The following is a 20,427-nucleotide window of genomic DNA, read 5'->3' as shown; positions in this document are numbered from 1 at the left end:
TCATTCCTGTTCATGACGGGCAAGGCGTTGCCCAAGCCCCAGGCGCAGGCGCGCGGGCAGTGCGCCAAGCAGGCGCAATACCAGGATGAAAAGCCGGGGGAAGTTGATTTCCAGCGGGCGCTCGGGAAGGCGTTTGGCAATATGGCTGGCTGCGCGCTGCGCCGACCACAGCTGCGGCATGGGGAAATCGTTGCGACGGGTCAATGGCGTGTCGACAAAGCCCGGGTTGACGAGGGTGACGGCGATGCCTTCGCGGGCAAGGTCGATGCGCTGCGATTCCACCAGATAACGCACGGCTGCCTTGGACGCGCCATAGGCGCCGGCACGGGGCAAGGCCAGCCAGGTCACCGAACTGCCCATGACCACCAGATGAGGGCGTTGACCGGCGCGAAGCAAGGGCAGGGCCGCTGCCAGGCAGTAGCTGACAGCAAGGAAATTGGTACGGACCACACGCTCGACCAAGGCAGGGTCGAAATGGTCCGGCTCCAGGTACTCGCAGGTGCCTGCATTGAGGATCACCCTGTCCAGCGCTCCCCAGGCCTGCTCGATACGGGTTGCGATCCCGGCGACCTGTACGGGGTCGTCCAGGTCGCCAATGGCCAGCAGCACCTGCCCGGGAAAACGTTCAGCCAACGGGGCCAGACGATCTGCATGCCGTGCGCCCAAGGCGACCTGGTGGCCTTGCTCCAGCAGGCATTGTGCAAGTGCGGCACCGATACCGCTGCTTGCGCCTGTCAGCCAGCAGCGGCTCATGCCATCCGCCCTTTGAGCCATCGAATCGCACCGCCCATGACCGGAACATGTTCGTAGAGCAGGGCTGCTGCGTCGAAATAGTCCTGGTGAAAATGGACCCGGTCATGCCATTGCAGGTAACTGCATCCTTGCAAGCTGATCTGCTGACCGCGGGCCAGGCGTGGGTGGCGAAACTGCAGGGTCCAGCGCAGGTAACCTTGCCCGGGCATCACTTCGTCGATGCTGGAAAAGGCATAGCGAATGTCGTGAGCGTTGGCGTACAACTGCGCGAAATAGGTTCGCAGAGCGCGCAGCCCCTGGATCTGATGCAACGGATCGCGAAAAGTGACATCGTCGCTGTACAGCTTTTCAAGGGTGCCGAGGTTGCCCCCGTCGAGTCTGCTGAAGTGCTCGGCGAATTGCTGCAGATACGCTGACATGCTGGACTCCAGGAAATCCTGTACAGAAATGGCTTGTTGTACAGGTATATCTGAAGTCTAAGCGTAAATCTATACAAGTCAACGATCTTGTATAGGTTTCGTTCAGCGCTCAGCCTGGCCCAGTTGTCGGCGCAATTCAGCCACCTCGGCCTCCAGCTCGCGTAGTTTCTCCTCAGCGAAAATCTGCGCTGTGACATCGCGCTGGATGCCGATGTAGTACGTCAACTGGTCCGTCTCGTTGTACACCGGCGTGACGGACAACTCGTTCCAGAACAAGCTCCCGTCCTTGCGGTAATTGCGCAGCACCTGGCAGCACGGCAGGCCTCCACGGATCGCCTCGCGGATGTTGGCAAGGCCGGCCTGGTCATGATCGTCGCCCTGCAGAAAACGGCAGTCCTGATACAGGATGTCCTCGGCGCGATAGCCGGTCAGGCGCTCGAAGGCGGGGTTGGCGTAGATAAGGATGCTGTCGTCGCCCTCCTGCTCTGCGACGACGATGCCATCGTTGGAATGCTCGACCATCAGTTGCATGAGTTTCGCGTTGATCATGGGGCCCACCTACAGGCATTTAGGATGCGAAGTGCGTAGCCTGGCCTGCGTGCAGAAGGCCTCGGCGCCGTTTGTTGCATGATGACCCAAGGAGGCTCGCCGCAGAAGGTGCATATGGGTTTAGAATGTGCCACCCCCCAGATAAACCCTCATCATGACTGACGCCACCCCAGCCGATTTGCTACCCATGCGCGATGTGGTCAGCCTGACCGGCATCAATCCGGTGACCTTGCGGGCATGGGAGCGGCGCCATGGGTTGATAAGCCCGCAGCGCACCGAGGGCGGCCATCGCCTTTATAGCGCTCGCGATGTCCAGCGCATACGCGACATCTTGCGCTGGACCGGCAATGGGGTGCCCATCAGCAAGGTAGGCGGCATGCTCGCAGGCCAGCCGGATGCGCCGGTGCAGCAGCACTCGGCGTTCGACGACTGGCGCGCTGCCGTGGAGCATGCAACCAAGGCATTCGATACACAAGCGCTGGAAAGCATCCATGGGCAGTTGTTCACCGTCCTGCCCAAGGCCACCGTGCTGCGTGAGGTGCTGATGCCAGTCTGGCATGGCCTGGCCTCAGGCATTGCGCCGGGCCAGCGTAGCCAATGGCTGTTTCTGGACATGTTCCTGCGCGCCCGCCTGCTGATGCGCCTGCAGATGAACCAGGCCGATGCACCGCGCGTGCTGCTGGCAGGCACCGAGGGGCAAGCCGAACTGCAGGTGTTGTGCACCGGGCTGCTGTTGAGCAGCGAGCAGCAACGCATCGAAGTGCTCGGTTGCGGGCAGCCGCTGGAAGAAATACCCATGCTGTGTGCAGCAATGCAGCCCGCAGCAGTGGTGATCAAGGTCCAGGTGCCGGTGGACCCTGCCTTGGCCAGGCGGCTGCGTTCGCTGCAAATGGCAATCGTTTGTCCGCTGGCCTTGATTGGCGAGGGATTGGCCGATTTACAACCAGCCTGGCAAGGCCTCCCGCTGTGTCTGCTGGACGAGCAGCGCGCTGACGTCGCACCCATGCTGAACGCCTTGCTCAGTGGTGCCCTGGACCTTTGACAGGGGCCCGCCGTAGTCTGCCGTACTGATCCTCGCCTGCTCCTGTGGGTTACGCCAGAAGTCTTGCCTCTGGGCGTAACCCGGTCCTGGGCCGGAATCATCACGCCCCGCGCGCGGGCCCAAAGCACCTGGCAGCCCCCTCCAAGGCAGCGTTTCTGGCTGTTTGCCAGCTTCTGATAATCGCCTCCGACATCCCGTCCCCGTTTCGGAGCGCGCCATGTACAACAATAAGAATCTGTCCCCACGCTTGCTGGCGGCTGTTACCGTCAGCCTGTCGACCCTTTGCCTGAGCAGCCTCGCCCAGGCCGAGATCATGCTGTACGACAAGGACCAGACGACGTTTTCCACCGACGGCTATATCAACGCCTTCTACGTCAACAGCGATGTCGACCGGCAGGGCGAGCAGTTCGATCGCCGCCAGTCACGGGTGAAGATGGGCTTTCTGCCCAACTACCTGGGCTTCAACATGGGCAAGCAGGTGGATGACCTGAAGCTCGGCGCGCGTGCCTCGTTCTGGGTGACCATCAACGACAGCGAAACCAACGGTACCGATACCGCCATCGACGTGCGCCAGTTCTACGGCACCGTGGCCAACCCCGAGTGGGGTGAGGTGCTGATCGGCAAGGACTTCGGGCTGTTCGCCCGTTCCAATATCCTGCTCGACGAACTGCTGGCCGGTTATGGCCAGGTCAGTGACACCCTGGGGCTGGTTGACGGCGGCGGGGTCTCGTTCGGCAACATCGGTAGCGGCTACCCGTACCCGTTCCCCACCTCGCAGATCACCTATCGCACCCCAGTGATGGACGGCCTGCGGGTGGCGGTGGGCATCATGGACCCGGTGGACACCAACGACAGCAGCCCGACCGGCAAGGCCTACCAGGAAAACCCGCGTACCGAAAGCGAGATCACCTACCAGTTCGACCTGGGTGGGGCGCAGATCTACAGCTGGCTCAACGGCAGCTACCAGACCTCCGACAACACCGACCCGGCGGTGCAGTCGGTCACCTCCAAAGGTGTCGGCTACGGTGTGCAGGCGAAGATGGGGGGGCTGTCGCTGACCGGCTCGGGGTTCCAGGCCAAGGGCATCAACCCGTTCTTCACCAACAACGCTGGCGAACCGACCTTGCGCAATGTCGACAGCGACGGCTACCTGCTGCAGGGCTCCTACAAGGTCGGCAAGAACCGGGTGGCGCTGTCGTATGGCAAGACCAAGGACGATGGCAACGGTGCGGTGGGCAGTGGTGCGGATTATGAAACCCGTGGCGTGGCGCTGTTCCATGACGTCAACGACAACCTCAAGCTGGTTGCCGAGTACAACCAGTTTTCCATCGACGGCCATGAAACCAGTGACCAGAACGAAGACACCGATACCTTTGCGGTGGGGGCGGTGTTGACCTGGTAAGCCCTCGGCCTCGACTCAAGACTGCTGGGGCTGCTGTGCAGCCCTTTCGCGACGCAAGGCCGCTCCCACATCGACCGCGCAAGCCCATGTGGGAGCGGCCTTGCGTCGCGAAAGGGCCGCGCAGCGGCCCCGGCAATCTTCAGGAAAAGCTATTACAACCATGGAACCGCCCACCCGCTACCCAAGTAGCATTCGTCCTCGATGATCGCCTTCGTACACTCATCACTCAGCCACCCCGCGCCGGAGACCACGATGCAGCAGGCTCACAACGACGGTGTGGTCAGCGCCATGTCCCAGGCAACCGATGCCCGGCAGGCAGCCCAGGAGCTGGCGGCGCAGTTGCTGCACCCGCACCTGGGCTTCGTGCTGTTCTTCTGCTCCGCCGAATACGACCTGCAGGCCCTGGGCGAAGCCCTGGAGCAGGGCTTTGGCGGCATCCGCCTGGTCGGTTGCACCAGCGCCGGGGAAATCACCCCGCAGGGCTATGGCCGCAACTGCATAACGGCAGTGGGGTTCGATCATCGGCACTTTTCCATCGCCACCGAGCTGATCGACGAAATGGAGCGCTTCAGCCTGATCGACGCCCAGCAGATGGTCGAGCGCCTGGTCGGCACCTGTCGCAGCAATAACCTGGCGCCGATCAAGGGCCACAGCTTTGCCCTGACCCTGCTCGACGGCTTGTCCAGCCGTGAGGAAATGGTGCTTGCCGCCCTCAGTGCGGCCCTGGGCGACATCCCGCATTTCGGCGGCTCGGCCGGCGACGACAACTACCTGACCCGCACCCACGTGTATTTCGGCGGCGCGTTCCACCACGGCGCGGCGGTGGTGGTGCTGGTCAATACCTGGCTCGACTTCGAAGTGTTCACCACCCACCACATCCTGCCGCGCCAGGAAAAGCTGGTGGTCACCGGCGCCGACAGTGCCCAGCGCCGGGTCTTCGAACTGAATGCCGAGCCAGCTGCCGAGGAATACGCCCGGCACATCGGCGTGCCGGTGGCCGAGCTCGATCATCGTGTGTTCGCTGCCCATCCGCTGGCCGTGCGCATCCACGACCAGTATTACGTGCGGGCGATACAGCAGGTGCACCCGGACCTGAGCCTGAGTTTCTACTGCGCTGTGGAAAACGGCATCGTGCTTACCGCCATGACCCCGGGCCCGCTGTTGCCGAACCTGCACCAGTTGTTCGACGGCTTGCAGCAGCGCCTCGGCCCGCTGCTGCTGACCATCGGTTGCGATTGCTTCCTGCGGCGGCTGGAGCTGGAAGCCCGGGACGGGCTGGAAGCGGTCGGTACGTTCCTGCGCGAGCAGCGGGTGATCGGCTTCAACACCTACGGAGAACAGTTCGATGGCATGCACATCAACCAGACCTTCACCGGAGTCGCCATTGCCCGCAACCGGCCTCCTGTCGGTCGCTGAACTGCAGGCCGAGGTCGCCCGGCTGCAGCACCAGAACCACAAGCTGCAGCGTATCAACGGCGCCCTGATCGAGCGTATCGAGTCCGGCGTCACGCGTGGCAACGACCCTTATGCCGCGTTTCAGCATTCGGTGGTGCTGGCCGAGCAGGTGCGCGAACGCACCGAAGCGCTGAACCAGGCCATGGCCGAGCTCAAGGCCGTCAACCACCTGCTCAGCGAGGCCCGGCAGCGGGCCGAGACGGCACACCAGCACCAGATCCGCCTGATCACCGACCATGTACCGGCGCTGATCGCTTACCTGAATGCCGACCTGGTCTACGAATTCACCAACAAGGTCTATGAAGAATGGTATTGCTGGCCTCGTGGCGTGATGCTGGGCCAGAGCCTGCGCGAAGCCCACAGCGAGCAGCATTACCAGCGCCTGGAGGCCTACGTGGCGCGGGCGCTGGCGGGGGAGAGCGTAACCTTCGAGTTTGCCGAAACCAACATCAACGGCCAGGAACGCTACATGCTGCGCTCCTACGTGCCGAACCGCCTGGCCAATGGCGAAGTGGTGGGCATCTTCGTGTTGATCCGCGATATCACCGAGCGACGCAATACCGCACAGGCGCTGCACCAGGCGTATCAGCACCTGGAGCAACGGGTACGCGAGCGCACGGCCGAGCTGACCAGCCTCAACGAGCAGCTGCTGCGCGAAATCGAGGAGCGTAGCCGGGTGGAATCGCGCCTGCGCGAGGCCAAGCGCGAGGCCGAGCAGGCCAACCTGTCGAAAACCAAGTTCCTTGCCGCCGTCAGCCATGACTTGCTGCAGCCACTGAACGCGGCGCGGCTGTTCACCAGCGCCTTGCTCGAACACCGCGAGCCGCACAACAGTGCTCACCTGGTGCGTAATGTCAGCAACTCGCTGGAGGATGTGGAGAACCTGCTAGGTACACTGGTGGATATTTCCAAGCTCGATGCCGGCGTGATCAAGGCCGATGTCGCCCCGTTCGCCCTGCGCGAACTGATGGACAACCTCGCTGCCGAATACGCCCAGGTGGCGCGCAGCGAAGGGCTTGAGCTGCATTTCGTGGGCTGCTCCGCCGTGGTGCGCAGTGACATTCAGCTGCTGGCGCGGATCCTGCGCAACCTGCTCAGCAATGCCATCCGCTACACCCGCAGCGGCCGCGTGGTGCTGGGCTGCCGGCGCCAGCGTGGCGGCTTGCGGATCGAGGTATGGGACAGTGGGATCGGTATCGCCGAAGAGCACCTGGAAGAAATGTTCCAGGAGTTCAGGCGCGGCGATGTGCAGCGCCCGGACCAGGACCGTGGCTTGGGCCTGGGCCTGGCGATCGTGGAAAAGATCGCCGGCATTCTTGGCCACCGGATTCGGGTGCGCTCATGGCTTGGCAAAGGCTCAGTGTTCGCTGTCGAAGTGCCGCTGAGCACCACCGCGCCCAAGGCCCAGCCGAGCCAGGCAATCAGCGAGCCGATGCTCGAACGCCTGCGCGGGGCGCGGGTGTGGGTACTGGATAACGATGCGGCGATTTGCGCTGGCATGCGCACCCTGCTGGAGGGGTGGGGTTGCCGGGTGGTCACCGCGCTGTCGGAGGAGGACCTGGCGCGCCAGGTGGACAACTACCATGCCGAGGCCGACCTGCTGATCGCCGACTACCACCTGGACAACGACTGCAATGGCGTCGACGCCGTGGCGCGGATCAATGCCCGCCGCGCCCAGCCCTTGCCGGCGATGATGATCACCGCCAACTACAGCAACGAGCTCAAGCAACAGATCCGCGAGCTGGGCCACACCCTGATGCACAAGCCGGTGCGGCCGATGAAGCTGAAGGCGGCGATGAGCCATTTGCTGGGCAGCAGCGTGGCATAGCCGCAGGCCTCTTCGCGGGCTTGCCCGCTCCCACAGGATTCCCGCAGGTTTCAGTGTTGCGCAATACCTGTGGGAGCGGGCAAGCCCGCGAAGAGGCCGGAACAGGTCAACGCCGCAGGTAATCACCGAAATCGATATCACCGGCACTGAGGATGGCCTGCACCCGGTTGTGCACGTTGAGTTTGCGCAGGATCGCCGAAACATGGGCCTTGACCGTGGTCTCGGCGATATCCAGGGTGTAGGCGATCTGCTTGTTCGACTCGCCCTTGGTCATGCGCTCGAGCACCAGCAGCTGCTTGCGGGTCAGGGCCTGGAGCATCTCCGGCGGGAAGCTCGGGGCATCGTTAAGGCGCCGGCTGGTGCTGCTTTTCTGGGCACGGATGATGTCGGGCGGCAGGTAGACGTTGCCATTGAGGATCTGCTCGATCGCCTCGATCATCTGTGAGCGGGGCGAGGACTTGGTGATGAAGCCCACCGCACCATAAGTGATGGCCTGCAGCACGATCTGCTTTTCCTGCTCGGCCGAGACGATCACCACCGGCGTGGTCGGTGCCTCGTTGCGCAGGGTGATCAGGCCATTGAGGCCATGCATGCCGGGCATGTTCAGGTCGAGCAGGATCAGGTCGAGGTCGTCGTGCTCGTGGGTCAGCGCCAGGGCGCTGTCCAGGTCGGCAGTTTCCATGACTTCGCTGCCCTGGAAGCCATCGCTGATAACGTTGTGGATGGCTTCGCGAAACAGGGGGTGATCGTCGGCAATCAGAATTTTGTACATGGCCTTTTCACCTCGTTTTTATTGGATGGAGCGGGCACGCGTTCGCAGGCGATGAATTCAGGGGAAGGGTTCTGGCTGCGCCGGCTGCAGCGGCAGGTTGGCCTGCTGCCAGGCGTCCAGGCCGTCGCGGTACCAATACAGATTCTTATAGCCCAGGGCTTTCGCGCGTTTTACCGCGTTCCAGCTTAACCAGCAATCGGAGCGGCAGTAAAAGACCAGCGGTTGCTCCGTGCGCCCCGCGGTGGCTTGTTGCAGGTTGCGCACGAAGTAATCGTGCCACGCCGGGCTCAGCTCACCGTCGCCGGTGTTGGCCAGCCAGCGGCTGCCGGGGATGTTGGCGTGGGGTTCATCTTCGATGAAGCGGCCTTGCAGCCATTGGCGGCGGTAGACGTCGATCAGCACCGGCCTTGGGGTGTGCCCCAGCAGGCCTTGCAGGGTGGCGGTGTCGATGACCTGGCCGCCTTCGACCTGCTGTGGGGTCGGGCTGCGGTAGAGGGTGGTGCGATAGCCGTCGGCGGAGAATAGCGGCGTGGTGTCGGCCTGGGCGATGCCCAGCGTCAGGCTCAGGGAAAGCGCCGCCAGCAATGGGCGTGGCAGCCGGGGCAGGGCACGTGGCATGGGGTTTGTCCTTTTTGTTATAGGCCCATTACATGCCAGTGGCGGTGCATTGTGAATGCGACGATCAGACAGCAAAGGCAGTACCAAAGTAGTAGAAAGCCGGGCGCCTGCAGCAACGCATATGCAACCCCTGTGGGAGCGGGCGTGCCCGCGAAACAGACGATGCGGTGCATGGCACCGGCTTCGCCGGTGTTCGCGGGCGCGCCCGCTCCCACAGGGTTCGCGCTAAGCAATGGATCGCTGCCAATCAGCGCGGCTTGCGCAGCGCCGCATGCTGGGGGTTGAAGGTGAGGATCGCCAGCAGGGTGAACAGCACGGTCAGCCCCAGGCATACCGCCAGCGCCAGCGGGTTGAAGCGCTCATACAAGGCAAAGCGCACCAGCTCCACGGCATGGGTGAACGGGTTCACTGCACACAGCCAGTACAGCCACTGGCTGGCCTCGCGCATCTTCCACAACGGGTACAGCGCCGAGGAAAGGAAGAACAGCGGGAATATCACGAAGTTCATCACCCCGGCAAAGTTCTCCAGCTGGCGAATCGCATTCGACAGCAACAGCCCCAGGGCGCTGAGCATCAGCGCCACCAGCAATAACGCCGGCAGCGCCAGCAACAAGCCCGCAGCCGGTGGCTGCACGCCATACAACCAGGCAATGGCAAGAAAGGCGTACACCTGCAGCAGGGAGATCAACGAGGTTGCCAGCAGCTTGCTGCCGAGCAGGAAGGGCCGCGGCAACGGGCTGGTCAGCAACACGCGCATGCTGCCCATCTCCCGGTCATAGACCATCGACAGCGAGCCCTGCATGCCGTTGAACAGCAGGATCATGCAGGCAAGGCCCGGGATGATGTACACCTCGTAGGGGATGTAGGTGTCGTAGGGCTCGATGATCGCAATGCCCAGGGCCGCGCGAAAGCCGGCGGCGAACACCAGCAGCCACAGCAGCGGGCGCACCAGGGCGCTGAGAAAACGGGTGCGTTGCAGGACGAAACGCAGGCATTCGCGCAGGAGAATGCCGTTGAAGCACTGCCAGTAAGCGTTCATCGGGCATTGGCTCCTGTGGGGGCGCTGGTCAGGCAGGCAAAGGCATGGTCGAGGTCACCGCCGTGCTCCAGGCTCAGGGCGTCGGCCGTGCCGCTGGCCACCAGGCGCCCTTGATGCAGGATCAGCAGGTCATCGCTGGGCTGCACTTCGTCCAGCAGATGGGTGGTCCACAGCACACTGAGGCGCTGCTCGCGGCACAGCAGCCGCAGGTGCTGGTTGAGCGCCAGGCGGCTGGCCGGGTCGAGGCCGACGCTGGCCTCGTCGAGCAACAGCAAACGCGGCTCATGCAGCAGCGCGCGGGCAATTTCCACCCGGCGCCGATGGCCGATGTTCAGCGCCCGGACCGGTTCGCTTCGCCGCTCATCGAGGCCCTGGCGGGCCAACTCGGCATCGACCCGAATATTGCCCTGGCGCCGCGACAGGCCGTGCAGCGAGGCGTGGTAGCGCAGGTTCTGCTCCACGCTCAGGTCCAGGTCGAGGGTGCTTTGCTGGAACACCACGCCCAGCTGGCGCAAGGCCGGGCGTGTGGCGTTGCGCAGCGAGCAGCCGCACACGCGGATGTCGCCATGCTGCAGGTCGTACAAGCGGGTGAGCAGGGCGATCAAGGTCGACTTGCCGGCGCCATTGGGGCCCAGCAAGGCGGCAAAGCGCCCGGGCGCCAGGCTGAAGCCGACTTGCCTGAGCGCCTCGCGCTGGCCGTAGGCAAAGCTCACGTCACTGACTTCGAGGGTATTCATGGCGTCACCACCACGCCCCAGGGGTAGCGGCCGACCTTCACCGACTTGAGCACCTTGAGGTTTTTTGCATCGATCACCGAAACGTCGCCACTGACCCCGTTGGTGGCCAGCAAATGGCTCTGGTCCGGGGTGAACGCCAATTGCCAGACCCGCCGGCCCACCAGCAGGTAGTCGAGTACTTCGTAGGTCTTGGCATCGACCACCGCCACATGGTTGGCCGGGCCCAGGGCGACGAACGCGTACTTGCCATCGGCGCTGAGCTTGATGCCTACCGGCTGGACCTTGTCCGGGTGCACGCCCTTGATCTGGAAATTCAGGGTTTTCAGCACCTGGCGGCTGGCCACGTCGAGGATGGTCACCGTGCCGCCGATTTCTGCCGAGGCCCACAGCCGCGAGCCGTCCTGGCTGAACTCGACGAAGCGCGGCCGCTGGTCCACCGGGGTGCTGTCCGCCAGGGTCTGGGTGCTGGTGTCGATCCAGTGCAGCATGTTGGTGGTTTCGCTGGTGTTGACCGCCCATTTGCCATCCGGGCTCACCGCCATGCCTTCGGGCTCGATGCCGACGTCGATCTGCCCGAGCACCTTGTCGGTCTGGGTATCGATTACCGTCACCAGCGCGTCGTCCTCGTTGGACACATACAACCAGCGGTCGTTGGGGTGCAGGGCGAACTGCTCGGGGTCCTTGCCGGAGGGCAGTTCCTTGATGATCTTGCGGGTGGCCACATCCATCACTTGCACCCGGTCCGAATCGCTGGCGCAGATGTACAGCAGCGTGTTGTCGTGGGACAGCAGCAGGCCGCGCGGGCGCTGGCCCACTGGCAGGGTCTCGGTGACTTGCAGGGTCTGCATGTCGATCAGGCTGAGGCTGTTGTCCTTCTCGTTCGATACCCAGGCGGTGGCGGCCACGGCGTGCCCGCTGGCAAGGGCCAGGGCGCCGGACAGCAGGCTGGGGTAAAGCAGTGCCCGGTGAAAAGGGGAGCGACGCATGGCGAAATCCTTTTTTGTTGTGGTTATCGGGTCAGGGGTAGCCGCAGGTCACTTCGGGCCTGTCGTAGCCCAGGCTGTCCATTTCGTTGAACGGGTGCAGGAAGCCCTCCTGCGGTGAGGTACTGACCAGGGCCCGCGGCTGCACCAGCGGGATCGGCTGGCGCAGCTCGCCGTTCCACGGGCGGTAGCTGAGCTTGCGGCCCTTGAAGCCGTCCAGCGGCAACTGCTCGCTGAGCAGCAGTTGCTGCAGGGCGCGGGGCTCGGCCTGGCGCAGTTTGCTCACTGCGCTGGCGACGCTGCGCACGGCCATCCAGGCGGCGAAGTCGCGGTCGTTCATCCAGCGCCCGGCCTGGGCTTCGAAGCGCTTTTGCAACTGCGCCGCGCCGAAGGTTTCAACGGTCTTGTGCCAGCCGGTGGGGGTCAGGCCCTGGGTGCCGGCTACCGGCCGCGGATACCAGGTCTGGTAGGGCAGGTACTCGCCGAAGTCGCCGCGTTCGTCAGCCACCAGCACCACGTCGTACTCGGCGGTTTGGGTGAACAGCGGCATGTCGGCCTGGGCGCTGCGGCGCTGGTCGTTGTCGAATGTCCAGGCTTTCTCCGCGACCAGCTGCATGCCGAAGCGCTTCATGGCGCGGCGCAGGGCCGCCGCATAGGCCCGGTCATCGTCGGTCTGGCCGACGACCAACAGCGCCCGTTGCCATTTGCGCATTACCAGGAACTGCGCCAGGGCATCGGCCAGCATGGCGCGGCTGGGCAGGCTGTGCAGCACATTGCCCAGGCACTGGCTGCTGCGCAGGCTGTCGTCCGGGCTGCCGGCGTTGAACAGCAGGCTGTCGGGCAGGGCGGCAGATAGCGCGCGCAGGCTGGCGGCGGGGGCATTTACCACGAACAGCCGCAGGCCCTGGTCATGCTGGGCCTTGGCAGCCTGCAGCAGGGCTTCGGGGCTTTCGACCGTGGCATTGGCCAGGTGGAATTCCTGTTTGAGAAAACGCCCGCTGCTGTTGCTGTCGACAATCGCCAGTTCGGCGCCCTGCAGCCCGGCATCGGTGGGCTCGGGAAGGATGTTGGACAGCAGCGGGCCGGGATCGGGGCGATAGCCGAGGTAGCCGATGCGCACCTGCAACGGTTCCGCGGCCTGGGCCTGCGCAGCGGGCGCCGGGCTCGCAGAAAGCGTCGCGGCCAGGGCCAGCAGGCAGGTCAGGGCAAGGTGGGCAGGCTGGCGCATAAGGCAACTCCACGGCAGATGGCGCCAGCATAGGAAGCCCGCCGGGAGGGGGAAATATGCAGAAAGTAGCGCTCGGCCGGTACCAAGGTAGTAATTCACCACACGGGCCCGGGTTTTACGATGAGCCGCAGCCCCCTGCAGGAGAATTGCCCATGCGCCTTGTCAACCTGTCGGCCCTGTGGCGAATCAACCTCTGGGTCACCTGTTGCTTCGCGCTGGTGACGCTGGCCTGTGCCGGGGTGCTGCTGCGCCAGGCGGTGGCTGATGTGGAGCGGGAGTTGCAATCGGCGCAAGCCGTGGTGGCGTACCTCGGGGACACCGCCGAACGCGCCCCGCAGAGCCTGCAACCACGGCTGACGCAAAGCCTGCGCCATGTGCGGGTGCACTGGCTGGCGGCGGATGAACCTGCGCGGCTGCCGCAAGAAACCGGCCTGGATGCCTGGCTGGGCCGCCAACTGCTTGGCCAGCGCCATGACAGCAGTCGGCTGCTGGAGCTGGGTGACGGCCGCCGGGTAATGATTGCCGTGGATGCGCGGGATGAAATCGACGAGGTCCGTGACTCCCTGCAGCAGCTGTTGGTCCTGTGCGGCCTGGCGTTGTTGCTGAGCTTGTTGACCATTCGCTGGGCGGTGCGGCGGGGCATGGGCCTGCTGGACGAGCTGCTGCAGGCCTTGCGCCAGGTCTCGGGTGGGCAATTGACCACACGCCTGCGCGAGGCCGGCCTGCCGGAGGCGCGCCAGCTGGCCGAGCATTTCAACCGCATGACCGCATCTCTGCAGCAGGCCCGGGCCGACAATACCCAACTCACCCAGGCCCTGCTGGCGGTGCAGGAGCAGGAGCGCACCCAGCTGGCGCAGACGCTGCACGACGACCTCGGGCAATACCTGGCGGGTATTCGGGCCCAGCTCTGCCTGCTGCGCATGGTCGCCGACCAGCCCGCCGTGGTGGCGCGGACAACACGCACCCTGGAGCTCGATTGCGAGCGCCTGCAGCAAGGTTTCCGCGCCCTGGTACACGACCTGTACCCGCTGGCGCTGCAGCACATGCCGCTGGCCGAAGCCTTTGGCCTGCTGGTGAGCCAATGGCAGGCCAGCCAGGGTATCGATTGCCGCCTGCGGGTCGGCGAGCAGCTGCCGGCGCTGCCCGGGCCGAGCAGGACGCATCTGTATCGCTTGCTGCAGGAGGCATTGACCAACGTCGCCCGGCACGCCGGCGCCAGCCAGGTGCGGGTACGCCTGCAACGCAGCGCCAAGGGCTTGCGCCTGCTGGTTCGCGACAACGGTTGCGGTGCCAGCCAGCCCCAGCGCCCCGGGGTAGGCCTGCACTCGATGGCCGAGCGCGCCCGCAGCCTGGGCGGTGAACTGCGCATCCTCAGCCGCCCTGGGGCCGGCTGGGCGCTGGACCTGAACATTCCCATGGAGGTGTGATGAATATCGTGTTGGTCGATGACCACGCCGTGGTCCGCCAGGGCTATGCCAGCCTGTTGCGGGCAGTGCTGCCGACAATACAGGTGCGTGAGGCTGCCAGTGGCGAAGAGGCGCTGGCCCGGGTTCAGGAGCAGGTGCCCAACTTGGTGATCATGGACTTCGGCCTGCCAGGCATCAGCGGCCTGGAAACCACCCGGCGTCTGCGCCAGCGCCTGCCGCAATTGCGGGTGCTGTTCTTCAGCATGCATGACGAACTGCCGTTGGTGCGCCAGGCGCTGGATGCCGGTGCCTCGGGCTACCTGACCAAGAACTCGGCGCCCGAAGTGCTGATCGAGGCGGTGCAGCGGGTGTTGGCCGGGCATGCCTATATCGAACAGCCCCTGGCCACCCAGCTGGCCTGCACCTCACAGCAGAATGCCAGCGACCCGCGCTTGCAGCGCATGACCCAGCGTGAGCTGGAGATTTTCGTGATGCTGGCCAAGGGCACCCCGGTGCGAGGGATTGCCGAGCAGCTGTGCATCAGCGCCAAGACCGTGTCCAACCACCTGACCTTGCTCAAGAGCAAGTTGCAGGTCAGTTCCCATGCCGAGCTGGTGCATCTGGGGATTGATCTGGGGGTGGTGCGGGTGGCGCGGTGAGGTCTGTTTGGTTCGGGCCCGGACCCTGTGGGAGCGGGCATGCCCGCGAACACCGGCGAAGCCGGTGCCAGACACCGCGTCGGCTGCTTCGCGGGCGCGCCCGCTCCCACACGGTACGCGGATCGCTTGCGCACTGAGTTCTCTGCGCGACAGCGCAGCCCAAAGGGCTGGGTAATCTCCCACGGGTAACCGAGTGGTTGCAAAAATGGCAGCGCTCAATTGTCCCAGGTCTCGGGGCACCCCTTGCACCCCTCCATGTTGGCCTCCTGAAAATTCCCGTAATGCTGCCGCGCCCCGCGCAAGTCGGCGCGGGCCAGGTTGCTCTGGCCAAACTTGGCTTCCTGCAGGTTGGCATCGCCGAGGTCGGCCTCTTGCAGGTCAGCCTTGCTCAGCCAGGCCATTTCCAGGTCCGCCGCCCGCAGGTTGGCCTGCTGCATCTTTGCCCCTGACAACCTGGCGAACTGCAGGTAGGCCGCGCTGAGGTCGGCCTTGGCAAATTGCGCACCCTGGGCAAACAGGCCCCAGCCTTGGATAGCCACGAGCCGGCCATGGCTCAGGTCGGCCAGGCGCAGGTTGCTCTGCTGCAGGCTGGCGCGGGTCAGGTTGGCGCCTTGCAGGCTGGCCTTTTCCAGGTTGGCCAGGTCCAGCCGGGCATGGCGCAGGTCGGCATCGCGCAGGTCGGCGCCGGCCAGGTTCATCTTGCGCAGGTCCTGGTTGGCCAGGTTGGCGCCCCGCAGGTCGGCCCCCGGGCACTGGCTGGCTTCGGCAATCACGCAGCCGTTGATGGTCAGGGGGGTATTGTTGCCAACGTCGTCGGCATTCTCGGCCATGGCAGGGGCCAGCACGATCAGCAAGGCAAGTGGCAGGTAGTTCATGGCGAAAGGCTCTCAATGTGAAGTCGGGTATGCACCCTGGGGCCGCTTTGCGGCCCATCGCCGGCAAGCCAGCTCCCACAGAGACTGCGCAACCCTTGAGACCTGCGCTGTACCTGTGGGAGCTGGCTTGCCGGCGATGGGCTGCATCGCAGCCCCAGTGATGCGTCAACTCAGGCAGTCAACGCTGTGCAGTCTTGTTGTCCCAGCTGGGGATCTTGAACACCCAGAACGAACCACCCTGGGCAACCGGCTTGGTCAGTTCGGCCATGTCGCCGCCCCATAGCGGCACCGCGCCGCCGTAGCCCACGGTCACGCCGATGTACTGCTCGCCGTCCTGTTCCCAGGTGATTGGCGGCGAGACGATGCCGCTGCCGGTCTGGAACTTCCACAGCTCCTTGCCCGTCCTGGCGTCGAAGGCCTTGAAGAAGCCGTCGCCGGTGCCGGTGAACACCAGGTTGCCCTTGGTCGCCAGCACGCCGGCCCACAGCGGCAGCTGCTCCTTGTGCTCCCACACCAGCTTGCCGGTGCTCGGGTCCATGGCGCGCAGGGTGCCGACGTGGTCGTCATACATGCGCTTGATGCGGAAGCCCATGCCCAGGTAGGCCGAGCCCTTCTTGTAGTTCACTTCCTCGGTCCAGTACTCCTCCTTCCACTGGTTGCCAGGGATGTAGAACAGGCCGGTGTCCTGGCTGTAGGCCATGGGGTTCCAGTTCTTGCCGCCAAGGAAGGGTGGCGAAACCTCCACCGGCTTGCCCTTGGTTTCTCCCGGCAGCGGTTTGGCCGGGCGCTGCCCAGGGTTTTCCACCGGGCGCCCGGTCTTGAGGTCGATGTGGCTGGCCCAGGTGATGTTGTCGACGAAGGGGAAGGCGTTCTGCAGTTTGCCGTTGCTGCGGTCCACCACGTAGAAGAAACCGTTGCGGTCGGCGTGGCCTGTGGCCTTGACCAGCTTGCCGTCCTTGCCCTTGTAGTCGAACAGCACCAGTTCGTTGTTGCCGGAGAAATCCCAGGCATCGTTGGGCGTGTGCTGGTAGAACCACTTCACCTCACCGGTGCTCGGGTCGACGCCGACCTGCCCTGAGGTATACAGGCTGTCGTAGTCATGCGGGTTGCCGCCTTTCGAGGTGCGCGCCCAGGTGTTCCAGGGGCCGGGGTTGCCAGCACCGACAATGATGGTGTTGGTCTCGGGGTCGAAGCTGGCGCTTTGCCAGGGCGCGCCGCCGCCGTGGCTCCAGGCTTCGACCTTGCCGGTTTCGGTGGTGGGGTCGTCCGGCCAGGACGGCGCCTTGACGTCACCGGTCGGCGTGCTGTCCTTGCCGTTCAGGCGGCCCATGTGGCCCTCGACGAAGGGCCGCATCCACACCTCTTCGCCGGTGTCCGGGTCGCGGGCGAACAGTTGGCCGACCACGCCGAATTCATCGCCGGAGCTGCCGTGGATCAGCAGTACCTTGCCGCTGGTCTTGTCCTTGATCAGCACCGGGGCGCCGGTCATGGTGTAGCCGGCGGCATGGTCGCCGAACTTCTTGTTCCACACCACTTTGCCGGTGCGCTTGTCGAGGGCGATGACCCGCGCGTCGAGGGTGCCGAAGTAGATCTTGTCGCCGTAGATCGCCGCGCCGCGGTTGACCACATCGCAGCAGGGGCGAATGTTGTCCGGCAGGCGGTGGTTGTAGGTCCACAGGCGCTTGCCGGTTTTCGCATCGAGGGCGAACACCCGCGAATAGGAGCCGGTGACGTAGACCACACCGTCACTGACGATGGCCTGGGATTCCTGGCCGCGTTGTTTCTCGTCGCCGAAGGAATAGGACCAGGCCGGGGTCAACTTGAACACGTTCTTGTCATTGACCTGGGCCAATGGGCTCCAGCGCTGGGCGTTGGTACCCATGCCGTACTGCAGCACATCCTGGGTGGTCAGGTGGTCGTTGGCGATGTCTTCCCACGTCACGTTCTTGCTGGCAGGTGCCGCAGGGGTGGTGGCTGCCGTGGCCACGCTGCCCAGGGCCAGGCTACCGGCCAGCAGCAAGGCCCGCACGCTCAGGGCCAGAGGGGAAAGGGCGGGTAGCGTTCTTGTTGTCATGGTTGCAGTTCCCAGTGGAGGTTTTGGCCTGCACAGGGTGGGACGGGGCGGGCCTTGCGGGATACGGAAAAAATCCCGCCCTTGCCGGGAATAGTTCCCACGGGGCACCTCATTTGGCCCTTCGCCACAAGCCCTACTACCAAGGGAGTAAGGCGCGGCCACCAAAGCAGCATTCGGCCGCCTGCGGGCTGTTTCTAAGATGGCGACACGGCCTCTGTGGTTGAGGCCTTGCGTGCAATCGTGAGGGCATAAAAATGACAACAAAACGCAACGTCTTGCTGGCTGCCGGGCTGCTTGCCAGTGCAGTGCTGACCGGCACTGCCTGGGCACATGGCAATGTGGTGCCCCAGGCCGTGGAAACCAAGGGCCTGACCCCGATCAAGGACGCTGGCGTAACCCTGGACGGCGATGGCTGGGCAGCGGTCAACCCGTACCGCAGCTCTCCCGAGCACGACAAGGCCGTGGAGATCGGTGCCTCGGCCTACAACCAGAACTGCGCCGCCTGCCATGGCCTGGAGGCCAAGTCGGGGGGCATCGCCCCGGATCTGCGCATGCTCGATGCCGGCGAGGCCGGGGATGAGTGGTTCGTCGAGCGGGTACGCCACGGTGCGGTCCGCGACGGCCGGGTGTACATGCCGAAAATGGCCGACTACCTGAGCCAGGAGGCCCTGTGGGCGGTGCGCACCTACCTGGACAGCGTGCACGTCGAGGAATGACGGCCATGCGTCTGTTGGCGGTGCTGTTCAGTGGCTTGCTGCTGTGCTGCGCGGCGGCGCAGGCGCAGGTGCGCAACTACGACGCGATCATCGCCGCCGGCGAATTGAAGGTGGCTGTGTACAAGGACTTTGCGCCCTACAGTTTCGAGGACCACGGCCAGCCGCGAGGTGTCGACGTGGAGCTGGCGCAGGCCCTGGCCACGGCGTTGGGGGTGCGCTTGCAGCTGATCTGGGCGCCACCCGGGGAAAAGCTCGACGACGATCTGCGCGACTACATCTGGCGCGGCAGCCCGTTGCGCCACCAGCAACTGGCCGACCTGATGATGCGGGTGCCATACGACCATGCCTATGCGCAGCGACGCAACGAGGTAGGCGAGCTGGAAAACGCCCAGGTGGTCATGTTCGGCCCTTATCAGGAGGAGCGCTGGCAGGTCGCCTATGATCGCCGCCGCCTGCCCTCGGTGGCCAGTGTCGCGGTGTTCCAGCAGCACCCGATCGGGGTCGAGGTGGACAGCGTACCGTCGTTCTATCTGACTTCTGTGTTCAACGGCATGCTCAGTGCCAGGACCCATCACTACCCCAATGTGCAGCAAGCTTTCGGCGCCATGCAGGCCGGCCAGGTGGACGCGGTGATGGCGATGCGCGGCGAAGTTGACTGGCAACTGCATCAAGCCGCCGACCCGCAGCTGGCCCTGGCGGAAAACGCCTACCCGAACCTTGGCAAGCAGGCCTGGGAGATCGGCATGGCGGTGCATGAAAGCAACCGGCAGCTGGCCTATGCGCTGGAGGAGGCACTTGAGGGGTTGATTCGTGATGGGCGGATGAAGGCGATTTATGCCAGTTACGGCCTGCGTTACCAGGTGCCGGAAATGTATCAGTAGCGCTGGCGCGATCCCTGTGGGAGCGGGCACGCCCGCGAACACGGGCGAAGCCCGTGCCATCCACCGCGCCGCCTGCTTCGCGGGCACGCCCGCTCCCACACGCGGACCGCTTGCGCACTGAGTTCTCTGCACGACAGCGCAGCCCAAAGGGCTGGGTAATCTCCCACAGGGATCATGCTGGCTCAACGGATAACTGTTTCATCAAGGAGTGGGCGATGAACTGGCGAGCAACTTTGCTGCTGGCCTGCTGGATGCCCTGGGCCGCACAGGCCCAGGCCAGCGAGCCGAGTAACCACAAGGACCCGGTGCCGTCGGTGATGTGGGACTTCTACCACAAGCAGTTGCTGGGCCAGGCCGCATTCGTGTTCGATGACCGGGTCAAGCTGCTGGCGCCGCCGTTTGCCGAGGACGCCCGCCAGGTGCCGCTGGAGATCGACGCCCGGGCGTTCAGCGGCGAGGTGGTGCGGATTCTCGCCTGGGCAGAACTCAACCCGCTGCCGCGCATTATCGACTTCCAGCCCGGCGAGCGCGTGCTGCCCTGGTTGTCGATCCGCATCCGCATCGAGCAGGCCACACCACTGCGCGCTGCGGTGCTGACGCGCGACGGCCTGTGGCATGTCGGCTCGGCCCTGATCGATGCCGCTGGCGGCGGTTGTACCGCGCCCAGCGTGGTACGTACCCAGCCCGGCTGGGAGGAGCACCTCGGTGAAGTCCTGGGCGGGCGCTACCCGCGCGGCGACAGCAGCCGCTTGCGCCTGCAGGTGGCCCACCCGATGGACAACGGCCTGGTCAGCGGCATTCCCGAATTCTTCCTCAACCATGCCGAGCTGCAAGGCGCGGACGGCCAGCGCCTGGCCAGCCTGGAACTGTACCCGGCGGTCAGCGAAAACCCCAACCTGGGCTTCGACATCCAGGGCCCCGGGCCGACCCGGTTGGTGTTGCAGGACAACAGCGGCAACCAGTTCGAGGCGGCAGTGCCCTGAACGCCTTG

The 20,427-nt window shown here is 64.7% G+C and carries 20 protein-coding genes; 9 read left to right on the top strand and 11 right to left on the bottom strand.

Going from position 1 to position 20,427, the window contains the following annotated elements:
* The 3 genes from B2790_RS03295 to B2790_RS03285 all read right to left on the bottom strand — a co-directional run bounded on the left by B2790_RS03295 (window position 1) and on the right by B2790_RS03285 (window position 1,721).
* Entirely contained in the window at window positions 1–753 is a 753-nt protein-coding gene (locus B2790_RS03295; protein WP_013972160.1) for an SDR family NAD(P)-dependent oxidoreductase, read from the bottom strand.
* Window positions 750–1,172, bottom strand: a complete 423-nt coding sequence (locus B2790_RS03290; RefSeq protein WP_015270038.1) for a nuclear transport factor 2 family protein — start codon at window positions 1,170–1,172, stop codon at window positions 750–752. Before B2790_RS03290 ends, B2790_RS03295 begins: the two co-directional genes overlap by 4 nt.
* A gap of 102 nt (window positions 1,173–1,274) precedes the next feature.
* Window positions 1,275–1,721 carry a PAS domain-containing protein gene (locus tag B2790_RS03285; protein WP_286918255.1) on the bottom strand — a complete coding sequence of 149 codons (447 nt, stop codon included), beginning with the start codon at window positions 1,719–1,721 and terminating at the stop codon, window positions 1,275–1,277.
* Between the two features lie 154 nt (window positions 1,722–1,875).
* Here B2790_RS03285 and B2790_RS03280 point away from each other — a divergent pair, with 154 nt between their 5' ends.
* The 4 genes from B2790_RS03280 to B2790_RS03265 all read left to right on the top strand — a co-directional run bounded on the left by B2790_RS03280 (window position 1,876) and on the right by B2790_RS03265 (window position 7,448).
* The gene (locus B2790_RS03280) at window positions 1,876–2,763 is read left to right on the top strand and encodes a MerR family transcriptional regulator (protein WP_286918254.1); all 888 of its coding nucleotides are present in this window, start codon (window positions 1,876–1,878) and stop codon (window positions 2,761–2,763) included.
* 217 nt (window positions 2,764–2,980) lie between these two features.
* Window positions 2,981–4,165, top strand: coding sequence for a porin (locus tag B2790_RS03275; protein WP_003257627.1), 1,185 nt, complete (start codon window positions 2,981–2,983; stop codon window positions 4,163–4,165).
* Between the two features lie 252 nt (window positions 4,166–4,417).
* Window positions 4,418–5,581, top strand: coding sequence for a nitric oxide-sensing protein NosP (gene nosP / locus B2790_RS03270; RefSeq protein ID WP_047595428.1), 1,164 nt, complete (start codon window positions 4,418–4,420; stop codon window positions 5,579–5,581).
* Complete coding sequence (locus B2790_RS03265; protein WP_286918253.1) at window positions 5,550–7,448, top strand: PAS domain-containing hybrid sensor histidine kinase/response regulator; 1,899 nt, start codon at window positions 5,550–5,552, stop codon at window positions 7,446–7,448. Before nosP ends, B2790_RS03265 begins: the two co-directional genes overlap by 32 nt.
* A gap of 106 nt (window positions 7,449–7,554) precedes the next feature.
* Here the strand turns inward: B2790_RS03265 and B2790_RS03260 are convergent, their stop codons facing one another.
* From B2790_RS03260 to B2790_RS03235, 6 genes are all read right to left on the bottom strand, one after another.
* Window positions 7,555–8,220, bottom strand: coding sequence for a response regulator transcription factor (locus B2790_RS03260; RefSeq protein WP_013972165.1), 666 nt, complete (start codon window positions 8,218–8,220; stop codon window positions 7,555–7,557).
* Between the two features lie 57 nt (window positions 8,221–8,277).
* Window positions 8,278–8,838, bottom strand: a complete 561-nt coding sequence (locus B2790_RS03255) for a PQQ-dependent catabolism-associated CXXCW motif protein (protein WP_286918252.1) — start codon at window positions 8,836–8,838, stop codon at window positions 8,278–8,280.
* Between the two features lie 247 nt (window positions 8,839–9,085).
* Window positions 9,086–9,877 (bottom strand): ABC transporter permease, encoded by a 792-nt coding sequence (locus B2790_RS03250; RefSeq protein ID WP_013972167.1) that lies wholly within the window; start codon window positions 9,875–9,877, stop codon window positions 9,086–9,088.
* A complete protein-coding gene (locus B2790_RS03245) occupies window positions 9,874–10,614 on the bottom strand; it encodes an ABC transporter ATP-binding protein (protein WP_024086831.1) in 741 nt (246 codons plus the stop codon). The genes B2790_RS03250 and B2790_RS03245 overlap by 4 nt, the downstream gene beginning before the upstream one ends.
* Window positions 10,611–11,600 (bottom strand): YVTN family beta-propeller repeat protein, encoded by a 990-nt coding sequence (locus B2790_RS03240; protein WP_013972169.1) that lies wholly within the window; start codon window positions 11,598–11,600, stop codon window positions 10,611–10,613. Before B2790_RS03240 ends, B2790_RS03245 begins: the two co-directional genes overlap by 4 nt.
* Window positions 11,601–11,631: 31 nt before the next feature.
* Window positions 11,632–12,825, bottom strand: a complete 1,194-nt coding sequence (locus B2790_RS03235; RefSeq protein WP_286918251.1) for an ABC transporter substrate-binding protein — start codon at window positions 12,823–12,825, stop codon at window positions 11,632–11,634.
* Between the two features lie 152 nt (window positions 12,826–12,977).
* Here B2790_RS03235 and B2790_RS03230 point away from each other — a divergent pair, with 152 nt between their 5' ends.
* Together B2790_RS03230 and B2790_RS03225 are read left to right on the top strand one after the other, a co-directional pair.
* Complete coding sequence (locus B2790_RS03230) at window positions 12,978–14,252, top strand: HAMP domain-containing sensor histidine kinase (protein ID WP_274078471.1); 1,275 nt, start codon at window positions 12,978–12,980, stop codon at window positions 14,250–14,252.
* Complete coding sequence (locus B2790_RS03225) at window positions 14,252–14,890, top strand: response regulator (protein WP_286918250.1); 639 nt, start codon at window positions 14,252–14,254, stop codon at window positions 14,888–14,890. Before B2790_RS03230 ends, B2790_RS03225 begins: the two co-directional genes overlap by 1 nt.
* A 215-nt stretch (window positions 14,891–15,105) precedes the next feature.
* Here B2790_RS03225 and B2790_RS03220 read toward each other — a convergent pair whose 3' ends face one another.
* Complete coding sequence (locus B2790_RS03220) at window positions 15,106–15,765, bottom strand: pentapeptide repeat-containing protein (protein WP_286918249.1); 660 nt, start codon at window positions 15,763–15,765, stop codon at window positions 15,106–15,108.
* A gap of 178 nt (window positions 15,766–15,943) precedes the next feature.
* Window positions 15,944–17,839, bottom strand: a complete 1,896-nt coding sequence (gene exaA, locus B2790_RS03215; RefSeq protein WP_286918248.1) for a quinoprotein ethanol dehydrogenase — start codon at window positions 17,837–17,839, stop codon at window positions 15,944–15,946.
* Between the two features lie 254 nt (window positions 17,840–18,093).
* Between exaA and pedF the strand changes: the two genes are divergently transcribed.
* From pedF to B2790_RS03200, 3 genes are all read left to right on the top strand, one after another.
* Entirely contained in the window at window positions 18,094–18,555 is a 462-nt protein-coding gene (pedF, locus tag B2790_RS03210; protein ID WP_013972175.1) for a cytochrome c-550 PedF, read from the top strand.
* Window positions 18,556–18,560: 5 nt separating this feature from the next.
* Window positions 18,561–19,436, top strand: coding sequence for a substrate-binding periplasmic protein (locus B2790_RS03205; protein ID WP_286918247.1), 876 nt, complete (start codon window positions 18,561–18,563; stop codon window positions 19,434–19,436).
* A 215-nt stretch (window positions 19,437–19,651) separates the two neighbouring features.
* Window positions 19,652–20,419, top strand: a complete 768-nt coding sequence (locus B2790_RS03200; protein WP_286918246.1) for a quinoprotein dehydrogenase-associated SoxYZ-like carrier — start codon at window positions 19,652–19,654, stop codon at window positions 20,417–20,419.
* The last annotated feature ends 8 nt before the right edge of the window (window positions 20,420–20,427 follow it).

The organism is Pseudomonas sp. UBA6753, assembly GCF_002453565.1.
In the GTDB taxonomy this organism is placed as follows: Bacteria; Pseudomonadota; Gammaproteobacteria; order Pseudomonadales; family Pseudomonadaceae; genus Aquipseudomonas; species Aquipseudomonas putida_Z.
Note: the sequence above shows the minus strand (reverse complement) of the source record. Positions and strands in the feature narration are given on the sequence as shown.